Raw genomic sequence first — 17,972 nt, forward strand, 5'->3', positions numbered from 1 at the left:
GTTCTCCTCGATCCCCAGGCTAGGCTGGCCGCGACGCAACGTCAGGCCAAATCATGTCGATATCCGGCCAGCCATCCTATCGCGACATCCCTCAGGACCGGGTGGACCGGCCGCTGGCCGCCTATGCGCAGGACTACGCGGACGGGCATGAGACCGGGCGCCATATCCATGCGCGCGCCCAGCTTCTCTACGCCACGGCCGGGCTGATGCGCATCGCGACCGATGTCGCCTATTTCGTGGTGCCGCCCGGGCGCGGGCTCTTCGTGCCGGCGCGGCTGCCGCATGCGGTCCGGATGGAAGGCGCGGTCGCCATGCGCGCGCTGTTCCTGCGCGAGGATGCCGCCCGTGGCGCGCCGGCCGCGACGCGGGTGCTGGCGGTGACGCCGCTGCTGCGGGAGCTGATCCTCGCCGCCTGCGCCGAGCCGATGGAATGGGATGAGGCCGGGCGGGGCGGCCATCTGGCGGCGCTTATCCTCTCCGAATTGATGCGCGCCGAGGCGCTGCCGCTCTCGGTCCCGGAACCGCGCGACCCGCGCCTGGCCCGGCTCACCGCGGCGCTGCGCGAGGACCCGGCGCGCGGTCTGACGCTCGACGGCTGGGCGCTCGAATGCGGTGCCAGCCCGCGCACGCTGCGCCGCCTCTTCGCGGCCGAGACCGGGATGGGCTTCGCGCAGTGGCGGCAGGCGCTGCGCCTCACGGAAGCCTCCGCGCTGCTGGCGCAGGGCGTCGCGCCGGCGCGGGCGGCGTCGACCGTCGGCTATTCCAGCGCCTCCGCCTTCGGCGCCGCCTATCGCGCTGTTTTCGGGGAGACGCCGCGCGGGCGCGGGTGATTCACCCGATCTTCTCGAGCAGTCCCAGCGCTGCCAGCTTCTGGCAGAAGGCGAGCCCGCCCTCCCCGAGGCTTCCCGCCGGCGCGCCATCCTCCAGCGCCTGCAGCCAGGAAAACTCCGCCGCGCCGAGCGGCATCACGCCGCCATGCCAGCGCAGCACCGCGCCGCCATCGGCGTCCGGGATCAGGTGGTGCAGCATGGAATCCGCCAGCCGCAGCCGGGTCTCCGCCACGACCGGCGGCGGAAACAGCCCGCGCGCCGGCAATGGCAGCCGGTCCTGCGCGGCGCGGTCCAGCGCCGCGATTGCGATCCGCTCGGCCAAGCCCGCGCCGGTCAGCGCGGCGATCGCCGGCGCCAGGCGCTCGGCCAGGCGCGCCGCGCCATCCGGCTCCGCCAGCCGCCAGGTCGGCACGCTCTCCCTGAGCGCGGGCAGCTCGCGCTCCAGCGCATCCACGACATCGGCCAGCAGATTGGCGAAGGAAGGCTCGAGGAAGCCGATCGTCAGATGCAGCGACGGCCCTTCCTGCGCCGCCGCGTCATGCGGCACGCCGCGCGGGATATAGAGCGCGTCTCCCGGCGCCATCTCGAAGCGGTGCGGCTCGCCCTCGACGCCATAGCGGTTCTCCCAGGGGGTCGCGCGGGTCGGGCGCTCCAGCGGGATATGGTCCCAGACCCGCCAGGCCTTGCGCCCCTCGACCTGCAGCACCAGCACGTCATGGGTGTCGAAATGCGCGCGAAAGCCCTGCGCCCCGGGCGGCGTCAGATAGGCATTGGCTTGCACGCCATGCAGGAACGCCTTCTCGAGCCCGCGGCAGAAATCCGCGAGCGGCGCGTGCACATCCTGCATCTGGGAGACGACGAGCGTCGCACCCGCATCGAAGCGCGTCAGCAGCCGCGGCAGGTCGATGCGCGGCCCGTCCGGCATCAGGTATTCCTCCTGCGGCACCGCGGCGCTGCCCTCGCGGCCGTTGTCGGCCATGGTGACGCGGGGCGCGCGGGCCGTGTCGGTGCGCAGGAAAGCATCGAGCGCGGCGGTCGAGAGCAGCCCCGCGTAACGGCTGGGATCGCCGCCCGGCAGGAAGCGCCAGGTGCTGCCTTCGCGGAGCGCCATCGCCTCCTCGAAGGGCAGCGCCCCGAAGGCGAGGCGGAAGGCGTTCTCGGCAAGCGTGTTCATGGCGGGATCGGGCCTGGGGCGGGAATGCCGGCCGCGGCGCAGCGCGCCGCCAGCACCGGCGGAATGGCGGGGTGCAGCGCGACGCCCTTGGCGAGCTGTTCGGCGCGCAGCCTGAGTGCGCGCTCGCCGGGCAGGCGCGGGGCCGGGCCGCCGGCGGCCGGCGGGTTCGCGTGCACGGCGTCCGCCATCCAGGCCGCCTCCCGCGTGAAGGCCGGCAGCCCGCCGAAACGGGCGGGATCGAGGACCAGCACCAGGACCGAAGCGCCCCAGCCCTGCGATGGCTCGGCGCGGCCGAAGCCGCACAATCCGGAGGTCAGCGCTTCCACCAGCAACCCGAGCGCATAGCCCTTGTGGCCGGCGGAGGGACCGCCGAGCGGCATCAGCGTCCCCGCGGGCTCCGCGAAGAAGACGCCGGGATCACGGGTCGGCCTGCCATCGGCATCGAGCAGCCAGTCATGGTCGAAATCGCGCCCTTCGTCGCGGCGCCGCGCCGTCATGCCATTGGTGGTCAGCGACATGGAGACGTCCATCATCACCGGCCCGTCCGGGCTCGGCCAGCCGGCGGCGAGCGGGTTCGGGGTGATCACCCGGCGGGTCCCGCCCCAGGGCGCGACCGAGGCCGTGGAGGGATCGGAGCAGGTGACGATCGCCATCTGCCCAGCTTCGGCCACCGGCCGCAGATAGGCGGAGAGGCAGCCGATATGATGCGCGCGGCGGATCGACACCGCGCCGATGCCGAGGACCGCGGCGCGCTGCGCCGCCGCCTCCATCGCGCGGCGCACCAGCCAGGGGCCCGGCAGCTTGCGCCCGTCCCAGGTGAGCGCGACCGGGGTTTCGGACAGGATCTCCGGCTCGCCTTCGCGCGCCATCACCCCGGCCGCGAGGCTGTCGAGATAGGGCGCGAGGAGGTTCAGCCCATGCGTCGTCTGGCCGAGCAGATCGCCTTCGACCAGGACCTCGCCGGTGATGGCAGCGCGATCGGGGGCGAGGCCGCCCGCCTCGAACAGCCGCGCGGCCGCCGCGACCAGCGCCGCGGCCTCATACCGGGCCGGGCCGCTCAATAGCCGCGGCGACCGAATCCGGCGCCGTCGTTCGGATCGCTGTCGGTGTAGCCGGTGCGCACGCGCCCGCCGCGGTAACCACCGCCGCGGCCATAGCCAGGCCCGTCATTGGGATCGCTGTCGGTGTAGCCGGTGCGTGCGCGGCCGCGTCCATAGGGCCCGCGGCCGTTGCCAGGTCCGTCATTGGGATCGCTGTCGGTGTAGCCGGTGCCGCGCGCGGGGACGCGATAGCCGCCGCGGCCCTGGCCCGGCCCGTCATTGGGGTCGCTGTCGGTGATGCCCGTGCCGCGCACCACGGGGGCCGGCGCATAGACCGGCTGCGGCGCCACAACGCAGCCTGCGAGCGCGGGCGTCGCGGCAAGGCCGGCGAACTTCACGATGACCAAGCGGCGGGAGAGGCGGTGATCGGGCGCTTTCGCCGGCGCGTCGGCATCGGGCACGGCTGTGCCGGCCCTGGTGGTGTCGTCCTCGCCCATTGGCATCCCTCCGGTTCGGAATCCGATCATTCGCCCGGAAGCTGGCCTCGTGCAAGCATTTGCGCGTCACGAGAACGCGTCTTCCGCTTCCATCGTTGTCCGCAACCGTGCACGCCGGTAATGGTTGCTGCGCCGGGGGCATGATCGGCCCGGTTTCCGAGGGGACGAAACGCAATGACCAGCCGACGCCACCTGATCGCCGCGGCCGGCGCGCTGCCGGCGCTCGCACTTGGCGCCCGTGCCGCGCACGCGCAGCAGCGCTTCGCGCAGATCCACATGTTCATTCCCGCGGGCCCGGGCGGCGGTTGGGACGGCCTCGGCCGCGCGGTCGAGCAGGTGGCGCGCCAGGGCGGCCTGGTCGGCAATTTCCAGTTCGAGAATGTCGGCGGCGCCGGCGGCATCGTCGGCCTGCCCCGCTTCGTCTCCCAGCGGCGCGGCCGCCCGGATGCGCTGATGGTGGCCGGCAGCGTGATGATCGGCGCCGTGCTGACCAACCGCTCCCCGGTCGGTATCCAGAGCGTGACGCCGATCGCCCGCCTCACCCAGGAAGTGGGCGTCGTCGTGGTGCCCGCGAATTCCGAGTTCCAGAACATCGGCCAGCTCATCGCGGCGCTCCGGGCGGGGCCGGGCGCGGTCAGCGTCGCCGGCGGATCGGCCGGCGGCACCGACCACATCACCTTGGGCCTGATCATCAAGGCGCTCGGCCGCAACGCCCGGGAAGCGAGCTATGTCGCCTTCGCCGGCGGCGGCCCGGCGCAGGCGGCGATCCTCGGCGCCCAGGTGAAGGCCGGCATCTCCGGCTGGTCGGAATTCTCCGAACAGATCGCGGCTGGCCGCATGCGCGCGCTGGCGACCACCGGCGCCACGCGGAGCGACCCGAACGTGCCGACGCTGAAGGAAAGCGGCGTCGACGTCGTCACCGCCAACTGGCGCGGCGTCTTCGCCGCCCCGGGCATCCAGGCACCGGCACGCCAGGCGCTGGTCGACCTGATCACCGCGATGCATGCCCTGCCGGCCTGGACCGAGCTGCTGCGCACCCGCGGCTGGGATGATGCCTTCCTGACCGGCCCGGCCTTCGAGGAATACCTGCGCCGCGACATCGCCGACACCGAGACCGTCCTCAAAGAGATCGGGTTGGCGTAGTTCATGGCCTCAAACGCCGGCGCGCGCATGCGCGCGCCTGGCTTTCGCGCTGCCAGGGCGGCATTGGCGATGGCGGTCGGCCGCGCGCGGGCCGCGTTCGCGGCCTCGGGGCATCGCTTCGCTCGCCCCGCAGGAACCGGTGGCGGCCTGCAGCCGCGGGGGTGATGTTATGGGAACGAGGATCGTCCGCTGACATGAGCGAAGCGCGCAAGGGCGTCTATCGTCCGGATCTTGGGGCCGGGCTCTTCGTCCTGCTGCTGGGGCTTCTTGGCCTCTGGCAGGCCTATGTCATCCCGGTCTCGCCGCTCTATGCCCAGGTCGGGCCGACCGCGATCCCCTATGTGGTCGCGGGCGGCCTGCTGCTGATCGGCGCCGGTCTCACCGCCGTCGCGCTGCGCGGCGGCTGGTCGGCGGCGATGGAGGACGTGGTGGAGGCGCCGCCCAGCAACTGGCGCGCCCTCGCTTTCCTGGCCGCGGGGCTGCTCGCCAACCTGGCGCTGATCGACTGGCTCGGCTTCGTGATCGCGGCGACCGTGCAATTCACGTTGGTCTGCGCTGCCTTCGGCTCCCGTCGCCTGCTGCGCGACATCGTCACCGGCCTGGCCGTGACCCTCGGCGCCTATCTGTTCTTCTCACGCGTGCTCAGCGTCAATATCGGCGCCGGCATCCTGGAAGGCCTGATTTGAGAGCCTGTCTCGGAATGGGGCGGCGGCGATCCGGCGGTCCTTTTCCGCCCCTGCCGCACCGGCTTCCTCGCCGATGCAACCAGCATCGGCTGCGTCACCCGGCACGGCAGGAACGAAAAATGACTCACCAACTCACCACCACCCCATTCCGAGACAGGCTCTGAGATGGACAGCCTCACGGGCCTCGCCCTCGGCTTCTCGCACGCGCTCACGCTCGCCAATCTCGGCTGGGCGCTGCTCGGCTGCTTCCTCGGCACCGCGATCGGCGTGCTGCCGGGCCTCGGCCCGGCGCTGACCATCGCGCTGCTGCTGCCGATCACCTTCAGCGTCAGCGCGACCGGCGCCTTCATCCTGTTCTGCGGCATCTTCTACGGCGCGATGTATGGCGGCTCCACCACCTCCATCCTGCTGAACACGCCGGGCGAAAGCGGTTCCATCATCACGGCGCTCGAAGGGGCGAAGATGGCGAAGAGCGGCCGCGCGGGACCGGCGCTCGCCACCGCCGCCATCGGCAGCTTCGTCGCCGGCACCGTCGGCACGCTCGGCATCAGCTTCCTCGGCCCGATCGTCGTCGAGCTCGCGCTGAAGCTCGGCCCGGCCGAATATTTCTCGCTGATGGTGCTCTGCTTCGTCACCGTCTCCGCGGTGCTCGGCTCCTCGGCGCTGCGCGGCCTCGCCTCGCTGTTCTTCGGGCTGCTGCTCGGCCTGGTCGGCGTCGACAACCAGACCGGCCAGCCACGCCTGACCTTCGGCGTGCCGGAACTGCTGGACGGCGTGAACGTCGTGCTGGTCGCGGTCGCGCTGTTCGCGGTGGGCGAGACGCTCTACCTCGCCTGGCGCTGGACGAATGCGGAAGCCGTCATCCGCCCGGTCGGCCGCCTGATGCTGTCGAAGGAGGATTGGAAGCGCAGCATCGGTCCCTGGCTGCGCGGCGCCGGCCTCGGCTTTCCCTTCGGCGTCTTGCCGGCGGGTGGCACCGAGATGCCGACCATGCTGAGCTACTACACCGAGAAGAAGCTGGTCGACCCGAAGCACGCGCATGAATTCGGCACCACCGGCGCCATCGAAGGCGTGGCCGGGCCGGAAGCCGCGAACAACGCCGCCGCCGCCGGCGTGCTGGTGCCGATGCTGACCCTCGGCCTGCCGACCAGCGCCACCGCCGCGATCATGCTGAGCGCCTTCCAGAGCTATGGCATCCAGCCCGGCCCGCTGCTGTTCCAGACCCAGGCGGACCTGGTCTGGACGCTGATCGCCAGCCTCTTCATCGCCAATGTCATGCTGGTGGTGCTGAACCTGCCGCTGGTCGGCCTCTGGGTGCGCATCCTGAAGATCCCGACGCCGCAGCTCTATGCCGGCATCCTGGTCTTCGCGACCATCGGCACCTACGGCATCAGCAACAGCGTGATCGACCTGGTGCTGCTCTATGGCATCGGCATCGTCGCCATGTTCATGCGCCGCTTCGATTTCCCGACCGCACCCGTCGTCATCGGCATGATCCTGGGGCCGATGGCCGAACAGGCGCTGCGCCAGGCGCTGACCATCAGCCAGGGCGACTGGAGCACCTTCGTCACGCGGCCGGTCAGCCTCTGCATCCTGCTGCTGGCGGTGGCGGCGCTGGCCGGGCCGCGCATCTTCGGCGCCTGGGCGGCGCGGCGCGGCCTGAAGGCGCAGTCGGGCGGCATCGATTAGAGCGTGATGACTTGGGGCGGAATCACCGAACGTCTTGTAAGGCTGCCGCCGTTGCCTGTTGCGCAGCTCTGCCGGCGGGCCACCCAGGCTGCTGGCTGCGCTAACAACCGGCATCGGGAGCAGGCGGAGCCGGCGCTGTAGCTTGCCGTCGCCGCCCGCCAGGTCGGTCTCGGTCGCTCGACTGTCTACCGCAGCCGCGCACAGGAGCGGATCGCCTTGCGCCGCTTCCCTGGTTCCATGCTCTGCCCCACTACGCTTCAGATCCACGCGATCGTTGAACCCGGCATTGAATTAGATCCGCAATGTGGGCGGCATCCTCGCCGACGCCCCACAGGAACGCCGATTTTATCTTGTGCAACCTCGGCAGCCCAAGAAAGTAGAGCCCCGGGATCTTGGTGACGCCGCGCACGTGGAGGGGGGTCCCCTTGCCATCAAGCACCGGGCATTCGATCCAGGCGAAATCGTAGCCGTAACCCAGCGCCCAGATGACGGTGCCGATGCCGGCCCGGCGTAGATCCAGGCCCTCGGACTCGAGCAACGAAGGGCTCGACATTGCGATGTCCGCATCGAACTCGCCATTTGGCTGCGCAGCGACGCCGTGAGTCTCGATGTGCGCATCAATGGAGCGCAGTGTCTCTCGGAAGGCCGCGTCACCGGCGTCGAGGCTGGAATTCAGGTCGGCCGCGAAGTAGGCGCCGCCGTCCTGCACACCTTGCAGACTTCCGAGCAGCGTTGCGCCCCGGATTGCCATCCGCCGGAGATCGATGGTGTGGCCACCTCGGACACCGGTGATGAGAGGCGGGCGGAAGCCCGACGGGATCTGGTCGACCGTTCGATCCGTGAGTCCCATCTCTTCGTCCCAATGTCCGAAGTCGCGGCCGCGATAGCGCCTCGGGACGCGTCGATGTCCACGCACCGCGAAATGCACGGGTCGTCCATGCAGCAGCAGATCCTCCACGATCTGACAGCCCGACCCACCGGATCCCACCACCAGGACGCCGCCCGGTGGCAGTTCCGACGGGCTCGTGTAGCGGTTCGCGGTTATCTGGCGGATCCCCGCCGGGATGCGCGCTGCAGCCTCCGGTATGCGCGGGGACTGATATGGTCCGGTCGCGACCACAATGTTGATGGCTTCCATCGACATCGAACCGGCCTCTATGCGGAAGCGACCCTTATCGGTGAGTTGGAGCGCGTTGACGTTGACCCCGCATCGGACGGGGGCGCCGATCCGAACCGCATAGGATGCGATGAAGGCGACGACGCCTTCGCGGTGCATGAAGCCATCGCGATCGGCGGCCCGATACGCGTGCCCGGGCAGGCGCATCATCCAGTTCGGGAACTGGAAGTGCAGCGAGTCCCAACGCTCGCTCCTCCAGCGTTCGGCGATCCGCCCCCGCTCCAGGATGAGGTGCTCGCACCCACGTTGCTGAAGGTGGTGGCTCATTGCCAGGCCAGCCTGTCCGGCACCGATCACGAGGGTCTCGACAACTTCGGGCATGTCTCAGCCTGCTCGGCCAGTCAGCGGGACGTGATCCTAATCCAACTTGATGTCGGCGGCCCGCACGACCCGCCTCCAGCGGTCGGTCTCCGCGATGATCAATCGCCCGAGGTCCTCAGGTGTACCGGGCATGACCTGCGCACCCAGTTGCGCAAAGCGCTGGGTCAAGGCCGGGGCGGCCAGGCCGACATTGATCTCTTCGCTTAGTCGCCGGATCACCTCGAAGGGCGTACCCCTCGGGGCGCCGATGGCGTACCACGAGCTCACCTCATACCCCGGCACGGCGTCCGACAGGCTCGGCACCTCGGGAAGCATGTCGGCGCGGGTACGCGTGGTCACGGCGATCGCCCTGAGCCGGCCGCTGCGCACGTGCTCGATCGCGGAAGGCATCGCGTCGATCATGACCTGGACCTGCCCGCCGATCAGATCGGCCAGCGCCGGTCCCGACCCTCGATAGGGCACATGGACCATCTCCACGCCGGCCATTCTCTTGAACAGCTCGGCGGCCACATGCTGAGGCGTGCCGTTTCCCGCCGAGGCTATGCCGATCCTGCCCGGGCTTGCCAGCGCGTGCGCGATGAGATCTGGGACGCTGTGGACGGGCAGCGAAGGATGGACGACCAGGACGAGGGGCACGCGGACCAGACCCGCCACGGGCTCGATGTCGCGGCTGAAGACGAAGGAGAGATTCTCGTACAGCGTCTCGTTGATGGTGTTCACGGGCCCGAAGACCAGCAATGTGTGCCCGTCCGGTATCGCCCTGACGACCGCCTCGGTGCCCAGGTTGCCGCCGGCGCCAGGCCGGCTCTCGACGACGAATGGCTGGCCCATGCGCGTCGAGAGCCATTGGCCGACGACGCGCGCCATGATGTCCATCGGCCCACCCGGTGGAAATCCGACCACCAGACGGACGGGCCGGGAGGGAAAGGCAACCTCCGCGATCGCGTGCCGCGAACCCGCGTATGGCAGCGCTGCGAAGGCAAGTGCACGGGTGAGTAGCATCCGCCGGGCCACGACCATCTCGACGCCTCCACCGAACTACCTGCGTCCCCGAGTAGCATTGCCGCGATATACGAGCCATAATGGAGATCGGGTGAATCCCAGACGCGCGGCATATGGCAATAGAGCTTCGGCATCTCCGCTACTTCGTCGTCGTGGCGCAGGAAGGCCATATCACGCGCGCGGCGGAGCGGCTCGGCATGCAGCAGCCGCCCTTGAGCCAACAGATCAAGGCTCTCGAGCATCAGCTCGACGTGCAGCTGTTTCGCCGCAAGGCGCGGGGCGTCGAGCTGACGGAAGCGGGCCGCACCTTCCTTGCCGATGCGCTGTCCGTGCTGGCGTGCGTGGACGAGGCGGTCGAGGCGGCGCGGCGCACGGCGTCCGGCAAGCAGGGCAGGCTGGGCATCGGCTTGCCGCCCAGCGGACCGTTTCACCCTTTCGTGCCACGGATGATCCGACGCTTTCGGGAGACGTACCCTTTGGTCTCGGTGAGCATGGAGGAGTGCCTGAGAGCCGAGCTCGTCGATGGTCTCCGGGCGGGGACATTGGACGTGGCCTTCATCCGCGCGTCTATCGCCCCGCCTGAGGGGCTCGACGTGCACCTCCTGATGGATGAGCCGATGGTGGCGGCCCTGCCCGCGGCGCATGCCCTGGCCCGGCCCGGGCCTCGCGCTGGTGCCCTTCCGCTCGAGCGCCTCGCGGCCGAGACCTTCATCGTCTACGCGCGACTGCAAGGGCCGGCGCTGTACGAGGCCACCTTGGCTGCCTGCTCGAAGGCGGGCTTCAGCCCGCGTTTGGGCCAGGAGGCGCCCCGGATCATATCGGCGTTGAGCTTGGTCGCGAGTGGGATCGGAGTGACCTTGGTGCCGGCGTCGATGCAGCGCATGACCATGGACGGTGTGGTGTTCCGACCGCTACGCGGCCCGTCCCAGCCCAAGGCCTTCCTGTCCATCGCGGCCCGGCGCGATGGCTATTCTGCAGCGGTGCGCCACTTCGTCGCGATGGTCCGCCGCGCGGCGCAGGACGAGGTCCGTTCGTACTGACGGCCGTGCCGGAGGTGGAGGATTGCTCCGGCACCGGCATGGGCTTCTGCGGCCACACCTATCGCGGTCCCGCCGGCAGGCTCCACGTGACGACCGTCGGCGAGGGTAGCTTCCCCAGCGTCGCCGGCTACCGGGCGCAGTGCGGGGCGGCGGGCTGAGCAGGCGCGCCGCCCCGCACCCGCTCGGATGCTTCCATCCGGACGGGATCGGCTCCAGAGCAGTTTTCACGTCGCCCGCCCCAACTGCTCCAGGCTTCTGTTCTGGCGAGCATCTTCACCCATTCGCGTGATTCCACTCGAATGGGATCTGCTCTAGCGTCCTCCGCAAAACATGGGGGGACGATTGTCATGGCCACACGCCGCAGCCTGCTGGCGGGCGCTGCGCTGCTTGCGCCGCATGTCGCTCGGGCGCAGGCAGCCTGGCCCGACCGACCGCTGCGTTTCGTGATCGGCGGCGCGGCGGGCGGCGCCTCCGACATCTTCCTGCGCATGATGGAAGCCCGCCTCAGGGAAGCGCTGGGCCAGCCGCTGATCATCGATCCGCGCCCCGGCGCCGGCGGCATGGTCGGCGCCGAGGTCGCGGCGAAAGCGACGCCTGACGGCTACACCTACTACATCAACCACATCGCCTCGCACGGCATCGGGCCGACGCTCTACCGCCGCCTCTCCTTTGATCCGCTGCGCGACCTGCCGGGCGTGGCACGGATCGCCTTCCTGCCGAACGTGCTGATCGTGAAGGGCGACGGACCGGTGCGCAGCATCGCGGAGCTGGTCGCCTTCGCGCGCGCCCATCCGGACCGCGCCAATTTCTCCTCCGCCGGCTCCGGCACCTCCTCCCATCTGTCCGGCGTGCTGTTCGGGCAGCGGATGGGGGTCGAGGTCACGCATATTCCCTATCGCGGCACCGCGCCCTCCATGGCCGCGGTGCTGAACGGGGAGGTGCTGTTCGCCATCGACAATGCCCCTGCCAGCCGCCAGCAGGTTCTGGCCGGGATGCTGCGCGCACTCGGTGTCTCGACGGCCCGGCGCGCCTCGACCATGCCGGAGATCCCGACCTTGCAGGAGCAGGGCGTGCCGGAATTCGATGTCTCCTCCTGGTACGGCATCGCGGCTCCTGGCGCTGTCCCGCGCCCGGTCATCGAGCGCCTGGGGCGGGAGATCGTGGCCGCGCTGAACGATCCTGCCGTCGCGCAGCGCGTCCGCGATTTCGGCGCCGAGCCCGCGCCGCTCGGTCCTGCCGAATACGACGCCTTCATGCGGCAGGAGGTCGCGACCTGGGCGCCTATCGTCCGCGCTTCTGGCGTCACGGTCGACTAGCGCGTCCGATGGTCGGAGGGCCGAATGGCCCGAAGAGCTGAATCGGCCGCGCCAACGGATGACCAGCGCGTCCGATGGTCGGAGGGCCGAATGGCCCGAAGAGCTGAATCGGCCGCGCCACTCATTTTCGCGTCACCCTTTTTGCTGCCGCGATCGCGGGATAGACGGGGGCCCGTGATCCCGCCCGAACCCGTGGCGCTCCGGCGCCTGCTCTTCGCCCTGCTCGCCCTCGCCATCACGGCGGGGCTGGTCGCGCTGGCCGTGGCGGTGCTGGCCGGCGGCGGATGGAGCATCCCCGAAATTCTCATCCTCGTCGCCTTCATCGGCACCGTACCCTGGTCGGCGCTGTCGGCGGCGAACGCAATCGCAGGCTTCGTGATCCTGATGGGCGCGTGCGATCCGGCGGCCGCCGTGCTGCCCGCGCTCCGTGCCGCGAAGCCGGGCCCGCCGCGCGCGCTGACGGCGCTCGGCATTTGCATCCGGAACGAGGACATGGGCGCGGTGCTGCCGCCGCTGGCCGTGCTGCTCGATGGGCTGGAGGCGAAGGGCGTCGCCGGCCGCTTCGTCCTGCACATCCTCTCCGACACCCAGGATCCGGCGATCGCGGCGGCCGAGGAAGCCGCCATCGCCGGCTTCATCGCCGCGCGGCCGGAAGGCGGCATCCCCGCGCGCTACCGCCGCCGCATCCGCAACACCGGCTTCAAGGCCGGCAATGTCATGGACTTCCTCGACACCCAGGCGGGCGAGGCCGCCTTCTTCCTCTGCCTCGATGCCGACAGCACCATGTCGCCGGACGCCGTTCTGCGCCTCGTCGCCTGCATGGAAGCCGATGACCGGCTGGCCATCCTCCAGCAGATGATCGTCGGACGCCCAGCCTCGGCCGCCTTCCCGCGCCTCTTCCAGTTCGGCATGCGCGCGGGCATGCGGAGCTGGGGCACCGGTCAGGCCTGGTGGCAGGGCGACGAAGGCCCCTATTGGGGCCACAACGCGATCATCCGCATCGCACCCTTCCGCGCCCATTGCCGGCTGGAGGCGCTGCCCGATGGCAGCCACATCCTCAGCCACGACCAGGTGGAGGCGACGCGGCTGCATGCCGCCGGCTGGAAGGTGCGCGTGCTGACCGCGGAGGATGGCAGCCAGGAAGGCAATCCGCCGGCCATGCCGGAATTCGTCACCCGCGACCTCCGCTGGGCGGCGGGCAACATGCAGTACTGGCAATTGCTGAAGCTGCCGAACCTGACGCCCATGGCGCGCTGGCAATTGGTGCAGGCGATCCTGCTGTTCTTCGGCGCGCCGCTCTGGGCGCTGATCCTCGTGCTGACGGCGCTCAACGCCGCATCCGGCGGCGGCGCCGGGACGCCGATGGGCCTCGCCGCGCTGCTGCTGCTCGCCGGCTGGTTCTGCTTCTATGCGCCGAAGCTGCTCGGCTACGCCGAGGTGTTTTTCAAGCCCGTCCTCGCTGCCCGCTATGGTGGTCGCTCGGCCTTCGTGAAGGGTGTCGCCGCGGAAATTCTCTTCACCACGCTCTTCGAGCCGGCGCGCATCCTGCATCAGGCCCTGTTTCTTGCCGCCCTGCCCTTCGGGCGCCGGATGGGCTGGGCGCCGCAGAACCGCGACGATCGCGGCGTCGCCTGGGCCGATGCCGTGCGCCTCTTCTGGCCACAGACCGTGCTTGGCATCCTGCTCACGCTGCTGTTCGCGGCGACCTCGACCTGCGCGCTGCTGCTGGCCCTGCCCTTCCTGGCCAGCCTGCTGCTCGTCATCCCCTTCGCCGTCGCGACCGCCGCCCCGGGCGTCTCGGCATGGCTGCGCCGGGCTGGGATCGCCGCGGTGCCGGAGGAGCTGGACCGATAGGCTGGCCTCGCGGGCTGCGCTGTCAGCCGATCGCCGCCGGCGGCAGTCCGGCCCGTGCCCGCTCCGCCGCCTGCGTGAAGGCGTGCTCCAGCGCGCGCGTGTAGCCCTCGGTGTCGAAGAGCGGCGTGGTCAGCCGATTGGCCGCGAGCCGCTCCCGCAGCGCGTGCAGGCGGGCGGGTTCGCGCGCGAGTGCCACGGCCAGCGCCTCGTATTCCGGGAGGGTCTCCGTCACCAGCTCGGGCAGGCCGATGGCGTGCAGCAGGCTCGCGGCGACGCGTGCGTTGAAGCTCCGTCCGACCCGCGTGAGCATCGGCAGCCCGGCCCAGAGCGCATCGCAGGCGGTGGTGGCGCCGGTATACGGGAAGGTGTCGAGCGCGAGGTCGGCAAGCGCGGTGCGCGCCAGGTGCTCGGGATAGTCCACGCGCTCCGCGAAGACGATGCGATCGGCGGAGACGCCGCGCGCGGCGGCCTCGCGCAGCAGGTTGGCGCGCGCTTCCGCGGGCGGGTGGCTGAGCCAGAGCTGGCTGCCCGGCACCGCGCCGAGCAGCCGGCACCAGGCGGAGAACACCTCCGGCGTGATCTTGTGCACGGCGTTGAAAGCGGCGAAGACGAAGGCGCCGTCGCTGAGCCCGCATGCGGCACGCGATGGCGCGACGGCGGCGATGGCGCGGGCGCGGTCCGTCGGCATGTAGCAATACGGCAGCCGCATCACGCATTCGTCGAACTGCGCCTCGCTGCCCGGCGGGGCGACGACCGGATCGACCACGATGTAATCATGGGCGGGCGATCCCATGCTGGCGCTCATGCCGAGGAAATTCACCTGCACCGGCGCCGGCCGCAGCGCAAAGAGGCGCGGCCGCGCCTGCGCCGTAAAGCCCGCGAGATCCACCGCGATGTCGATGCCTTCGGCCCGCAGCCGCGCGGCGAGCGCCGCATCGGTCATGGCCTCGGCATCGATGAAGCGCCCGAAGCCGGCGCGCAGCCGATCATGCAGCACGCCGGAGCGCGCAGGACCGATGGCGACGCCGATGGTCTCGAAGCGGGTGCGGTCATGCGCCTCGATCAATCCGGCGATCAGGATGCCGACCGGATGGTCGCCGAGGTCGGGCGAGACATAGGCGATGCGGATCGGGCCTGGCTGCCGCCGCGTCGCGATCGCCGGTGCTGCCGGGACGTATTGTAGCTCCTTCCTGACCCAGTCGCGCGCCGCGCGCAGCGCTGCCGCCGGATCGTCCGTGGCGGCCAGCAGCGACAGCGGCAACAAGGCGCCGCCGAGGGCGATCGCATCCGCCGCTAGTGCCTCGATGCCGTCCCAGAGCGCCAGATTCTGGTGCGCGTGCAGCAGGCCGATGGCGGCATCCGCGTCGCCCGGATGCCGCCGGCGCACATGGGCGCAATCGGCCGCTGCCTCTACGAAGCGGCGCAGATTGAGGAAGGCATCGGCGCGGTTGAGCCGGACCACGGTGTCGTCGGGATTCAGGGCGGCCGCGCGGTCGAGCAGCGCCAGCGCTTCCTGCCAGCGCGCCTGGGCACTGAGCGCCATGCCGGCATCGACCAGCGCCGCGACGTCATCCGGCCGCAGATGCAGCGCGCGCTGCAATGGCGGCAGCGCCTCCGCGAAGCGCTGCGCGGTGACGAGCAGGTTGCCGAGCCGGGCCGGAAACAGCGCGTCGTCAGGCCGTAGCTGCATGGCCCGCGCGAAGCTTTCCGCGGCGCCGTCGACGCGGCCGAGCTTGGCCTGTGCCGAACCCCGCAGCGCCCAGGCATCGGCGCTGCGCGGATCGGCCTGCAGCACCGCTTCGGCCACCGTGATCGCCTTCTCCGCCTCGCCGAGCGCCAGCAGCGCGCGTCCCTCGATCAGCGCGGCGTCCGGATCGGGGCCGCAGAGGGCGCGCAGGCGCGGCGCCTCGGCGAGGATCTGCCTGTGCTGCCCGAGCGCCTCGCGGCTGATCTGCGCATTGAAGGCGGCATCGGGGAAGTCCGGCACCTGGGTGAAGACGGCGAGTGCGGCCAGGTGGTCGCCGGCGGCGGCGAGCGCCTGCCCCAGCATGTTGTGGTTGCGGGGATCGCCGGGCTCGCGCTTCGCGATCCGCGCGGCCTGGCGCGCCGCTTCGGCTGCGTCGCCGGCCAGCAGCAGTGCCTGCGTCAGCAGCTTCAGCGCCAGGAGGTTGGCCGGCTCGCGCTTCAGCGCGGCGCGCGCATGGCGGACCGCGGCCGCGGGGTCGCCGGCTTCGAGGGCCCGGGCAGCCTGAGCGAGCGGCGGTACCGGCGAGGCCACGCCCTTAACGCGCCGGCAGGAAGCCGACGATCTCCTTGGCGCGGGTCACGATCGGCTCGGCAATGGCGGCCGCCTTGTGCGCCCCTTCCGCGAGCGCCGCGTCGACGGCGCCGGGATCGGCCAGCAGCCGCCGCATCTCGGCGGCGATCGGCGAGAGATGCGCGACCAGCGCCTCGCTCAGCACCTCCTTGAAGGCACCGAAGCCCTTGCCCGCATGGTCGCGCAGCACGGCGTCCGGCGCCGCACCGGTGACGGCGGCGAGGATGCCGACCAGGTTGCGCGCCTCCGGTCGCGCTTCCAGCGCCGTGACCATCTCCGGCAGCGGCTCGGCATCGGTCTTGGCGCGGCGGATCTTGAGCGCGATCGCGTCGGCGTCGTCTGTCAGGTTGATGCGCGACTGGTCGGAGGGATCCGATTTCGACATCTTCTTGGTGCCGTCGCGCAGGCTCATCACCCGTGCGGCGACGCCCTGGATCAGCGGATCGATATGCGGGAAGAACTCCACGCCGTAATCGTGGTTGAACTTCTCGCCGATGTCGTTGGCGAGCTCGAGGTGCTGCTTCTGGTCATCGCCGACCGGCACCTGGGTCGCGTGGTAGGCGTGGATGTCGGCCGCCATCAGGTTCGGATAGACATAGAGCCCGGCGCTCGCGGCCTCGCGGTCCTTGCCGGCCTTGTCCTTGAACTGCGTCATGCGGTTCAGCCAGCCGATGCGCGCGACGCAGTTGAAGATCCAGGCGAGCTCGGCATGGGCGCGTACATGCGACTGGCAGAACAGGATGCAGCGCTTCGGGTCGATGCCGCAGGCGATCAGCGCCGCCGCCATCTCCCGCGTCTGGCGGGCGAGTTCCCTGGGATCCTGCCAGACGGTGATGGCATGCAGGTCGACCACGCAGAACAGGCTCTCATCACCATTCTGCATGGGCACCCAGTTGCGGATCGCGCCGAGATAGTTGCCGAGGGTCGGCACGCCGGAGGGCTGGATACCGGAGAAGACGCGGGGCATGGCGGGTCGCCTATCTGCAAGGAAGAAGCGCGGTGATCCCGCGCGAGGGCATTCAGGTCAAGCGCGGTGGCAGGTCAAGCGCGGTGGCCGAAGATGGCGCTCCCCACCCGGACATGGGTGGCGCCCTCGGCGATCGCCGCCTCGAAATCGGCGCTCATGCCCATCGACAGTGTGCCGAGCCCGTGCCGCGCCGCGAGGTTCGCCAGCGCCGCGAAATGCGGGCGCGGATCGCCTTCGGCGGGCGGGATGCACATCAGCCCCTCCACCGGCAGGTCCCATTCCTCCCGGCAGGCGCGGAGGAAATCGCCGGCTGTGCCGGGGGCGATGCCGGCCTTCTGCGGCTCCTCCCCCACATTCACCTGGACCAGCAGGCCGGGGCGCCGCCCCTCCTTCAGCATGGCGTCGCGGAGCGCGATCGCCAGCCGGTCCCGGTCGAGGCTCTCGATTACGTCGGCGACGCGCACCGCGTCGCGCGCCTTGTTGGTCTGCAAGGCGCCGATGATGTGCAGCCGCAGCGCCGGGTGGGGCGCGCGGAGCGGCGGGAACTTCGCCGCCGCCTCCTGCACCCGGTTCTCCCCGAACACGGCCTGTCCCGCGGCCAGCGCCGCGGCTACTGCCTCGGCCGGATGGGTTTTCGAGACGGCGACGAGCGTCACCGCATCCGGCGGCCGGTTGGCGCGGAGGCAGGCTTCGGCGATCCTCTCGCGGATACGCGCGAGGTTCAGTTCAATGGCGTCGGACATGGGATGCGGACGCTAGAGGCGCTGGCCCGAAGCCTCAAGGGCAAGGGCGCGCCACGGCTCTGGCTGTTCACCGACCCGGTGCGGCTGCCGGACCCGCTGGCCGCCGCGCAGAACCTGCCGCGCGGGGCCGGGGTGGTGGCGCGCGGCATGGCCCCGGCCCCGCTCGCGGCGCTGGC

16 protein-coding genes are annotated in these 17,972 nt (G+C 70.7%); 8 read left to right on the top strand and 8 right to left on the bottom strand.

Annotated features, from left to right (window positions below; all coding sequences use genetic code 11):
- Positions 1 to 53: 53 nt before the first annotated feature.
- On the top strand, positions 54 to 830 hold the full coding sequence (locus tag GXW71_RS27225) for an AraC family transcriptional regulator (protein ID WP_211855856.1): 777 nt from the start codon (positions 54 to 56) through the stop codon (positions 828 to 830).
- A 1-nt stretch (position 831) separates the two neighbouring features.
- On the opposite strand, the gene GXW71_RS27230 is transcribed toward GXW71_RS27225, so the two are convergent.
- Genes GXW71_RS27230 through GXW71_RS27240 form a run of 3 tightly spaced genes read right to left on the bottom strand, consistent with a single transcriptional unit; the run spans position 832 to position 3,541 of the window.
- Entirely contained in the window at positions 832 to 2,004 is a 1,173-nt protein-coding gene (locus GXW71_RS27230; RefSeq protein ID WP_211855857.1) for a cupin domain-containing protein, read from the bottom strand.
- On the bottom strand, positions 2,001 to 3,065 hold the full coding sequence (locus GXW71_RS27235; protein ID WP_211855858.1) for an Ldh family oxidoreductase: 1,065 nt from the start codon (positions 3,063 to 3,065) through the stop codon (positions 2,001 to 2,003). Before GXW71_RS27235 ends, GXW71_RS27230 begins: the two co-directional genes overlap by 4 nt.
- Positions 3,062 to 3,541 carry a hypothetical protein gene (locus GXW71_RS27240; RefSeq protein ID WP_211855859.1) on the bottom strand — a complete coding sequence of 160 codons (480 nt, stop codon included), beginning with the start codon at positions 3,539 to 3,541 and terminating at the stop codon, positions 3,062 to 3,064. Before GXW71_RS27240 ends, GXW71_RS27235 begins: the two co-directional genes overlap by 4 nt.
- Before the next feature lie 174 nt (positions 3,542 to 3,715).
- On the opposite strand from GXW71_RS27240, the gene GXW71_RS27245 reads away from it, so the two are divergent.
- From GXW71_RS27245 to GXW71_RS27255, 3 genes are all read left to right on the top strand, one after another.
- Complete coding sequence (locus tag GXW71_RS27245) at positions 3,716 to 4,684, top strand: Bug family tripartite tricarboxylate transporter substrate binding protein (protein ID WP_211855860.1); 969 nt, start codon at positions 3,716 to 3,718, stop codon at positions 4,682 to 4,684.
- Positions 4,685 to 4,878: 194 nt separating this feature from the next.
- Positions 4,879 to 5,370, top strand: coding sequence for a tripartite tricarboxylate transporter TctB family protein (locus GXW71_RS27250; protein WP_211855861.1), 492 nt, complete (start codon positions 4,879 to 4,881; stop codon positions 5,368 to 5,370).
- 165 nt (positions 5,371 to 5,535) lie between these two features.
- Positions 5,536 to 7,059 carry a tripartite tricarboxylate transporter permease gene (locus GXW71_RS27255; protein WP_211855862.1) on the top strand — a complete coding sequence of 508 codons (1,524 nt, stop codon included), beginning with the start codon at positions 5,536 to 5,538 and terminating at the stop codon, positions 7,057 to 7,059.
- Positions 7,060 to 7,309: 250 nt separating this feature from the next.
- Here GXW71_RS27255 and GXW71_RS27260 read toward each other — a convergent pair whose 3' ends face one another.
- Complete coding sequence (locus GXW71_RS27260) at positions 7,310 to 8,557, bottom strand: NAD(P)-binding domain-containing protein (RefSeq protein WP_211855863.1); 1,248 nt, start codon at positions 8,555 to 8,557, stop codon at positions 7,310 to 7,312.
- Positions 8,558 to 8,593: 36 nt separating this feature from the next.
- A complete protein-coding gene (locus tag GXW71_RS27265; protein ID WP_211855864.1) occupies positions 8,594 to 9,577 on the bottom strand; it encodes a Bug family tripartite tricarboxylate transporter substrate binding protein in 984 nt (327 codons plus the stop codon).
- Positions 9,578 to 9,672: 95 nt separating this feature from the next.
- Between GXW71_RS27265 and GXW71_RS27270 the strand changes: the two genes are divergently transcribed.
- The 4 genes from GXW71_RS27270 (at position 9,673) to mdoH (ending at position 13,769) form a co-directional block, all read left to right on the top strand.
- Positions 9,673 to 10,599 (top strand): LysR family transcriptional regulator, encoded by a 927-nt coding sequence (locus GXW71_RS27270; RefSeq protein ID WP_211855865.1) that lies wholly within the window; start codon positions 9,673 to 9,675, stop codon positions 10,597 to 10,599.
- A gap of 5 nt (positions 10,600 to 10,604) precedes the next feature.
- The gene (locus GXW71_RS27275; RefSeq protein WP_211855866.1) at positions 10,605 to 10,757 is read left to right on the top strand and encodes a hypothetical protein; all 153 of its coding nucleotides are present in this window, start codon (positions 10,605 to 10,607) and stop codon (positions 10,755 to 10,757) included.
- 189 nt (positions 10,758 to 10,946) lie between these two features.
- On the top strand, positions 10,947 to 11,915 hold the full coding sequence (locus GXW71_RS27280; RefSeq protein ID WP_211855867.1) for a Bug family tripartite tricarboxylate transporter substrate binding protein: 969 nt from the start codon (positions 10,947 to 10,949) through the stop codon (positions 11,913 to 11,915).
- Positions 11,916 to 12,089: 174 nt separating this feature from the next.
- On the top strand, positions 12,090 to 13,769 hold the full coding sequence (gene mdoH, locus GXW71_RS27285; RefSeq protein WP_367617381.1) for a glucans biosynthesis glucosyltransferase MdoH: 1,680 nt from the start codon (positions 12,090 to 12,092) through the stop codon (positions 13,767 to 13,769).
- Positions 13,770 to 13,791: 22 nt separating this feature from the next.
- On the opposite strand, the gene GXW71_RS27290 is transcribed toward mdoH, so the two are convergent.
- The 3 genes from GXW71_RS27290 to GXW71_RS27300 form a co-directional block, all read right to left on the bottom strand.
- Positions 13,792 to 16,047: an O-linked N-acetylglucosamine transferase, SPINDLY family protein gene (locus tag GXW71_RS27290; protein ID WP_211855869.1), complete on the bottom strand. Its 2,256-nt coding sequence runs from the start codon at positions 16,045 to 16,047 to the stop codon at positions 13,792 to 13,794.
- Between the two features lie 4 nt (positions 16,048 to 16,051).
- Positions 16,052 to 17,053, bottom strand: coding sequence for a tryptophan--tRNA ligase (gene trpS / locus GXW71_RS27295; RefSeq protein ID WP_211855870.1), 1,002 nt, complete (start codon positions 17,051 to 17,053; stop codon positions 16,052 to 16,054).
- A gap of 74 nt (positions 17,054 to 17,127) precedes the next feature.
- Positions 17,128 to 17,796, bottom strand: coding sequence for a YggS family pyridoxal phosphate-dependent enzyme (locus tag GXW71_RS27300; RefSeq protein ID WP_211855871.1), 669 nt, complete (start codon positions 17,794 to 17,796; stop codon positions 17,128 to 17,130).
- Positions 17,797 to 17,972: the final 176 nt, after the last annotated feature.

Origin of the sequence: Plastoroseomonas hellenica (assembly GCF_018129085.1) — a bacterium.
In the GTDB taxonomy this organism is placed as follows: Bacteria; Pseudomonadota; Alphaproteobacteria; order Acetobacterales; family Acetobacteraceae; genus Plastoroseomonas; species Plastoroseomonas hellenica.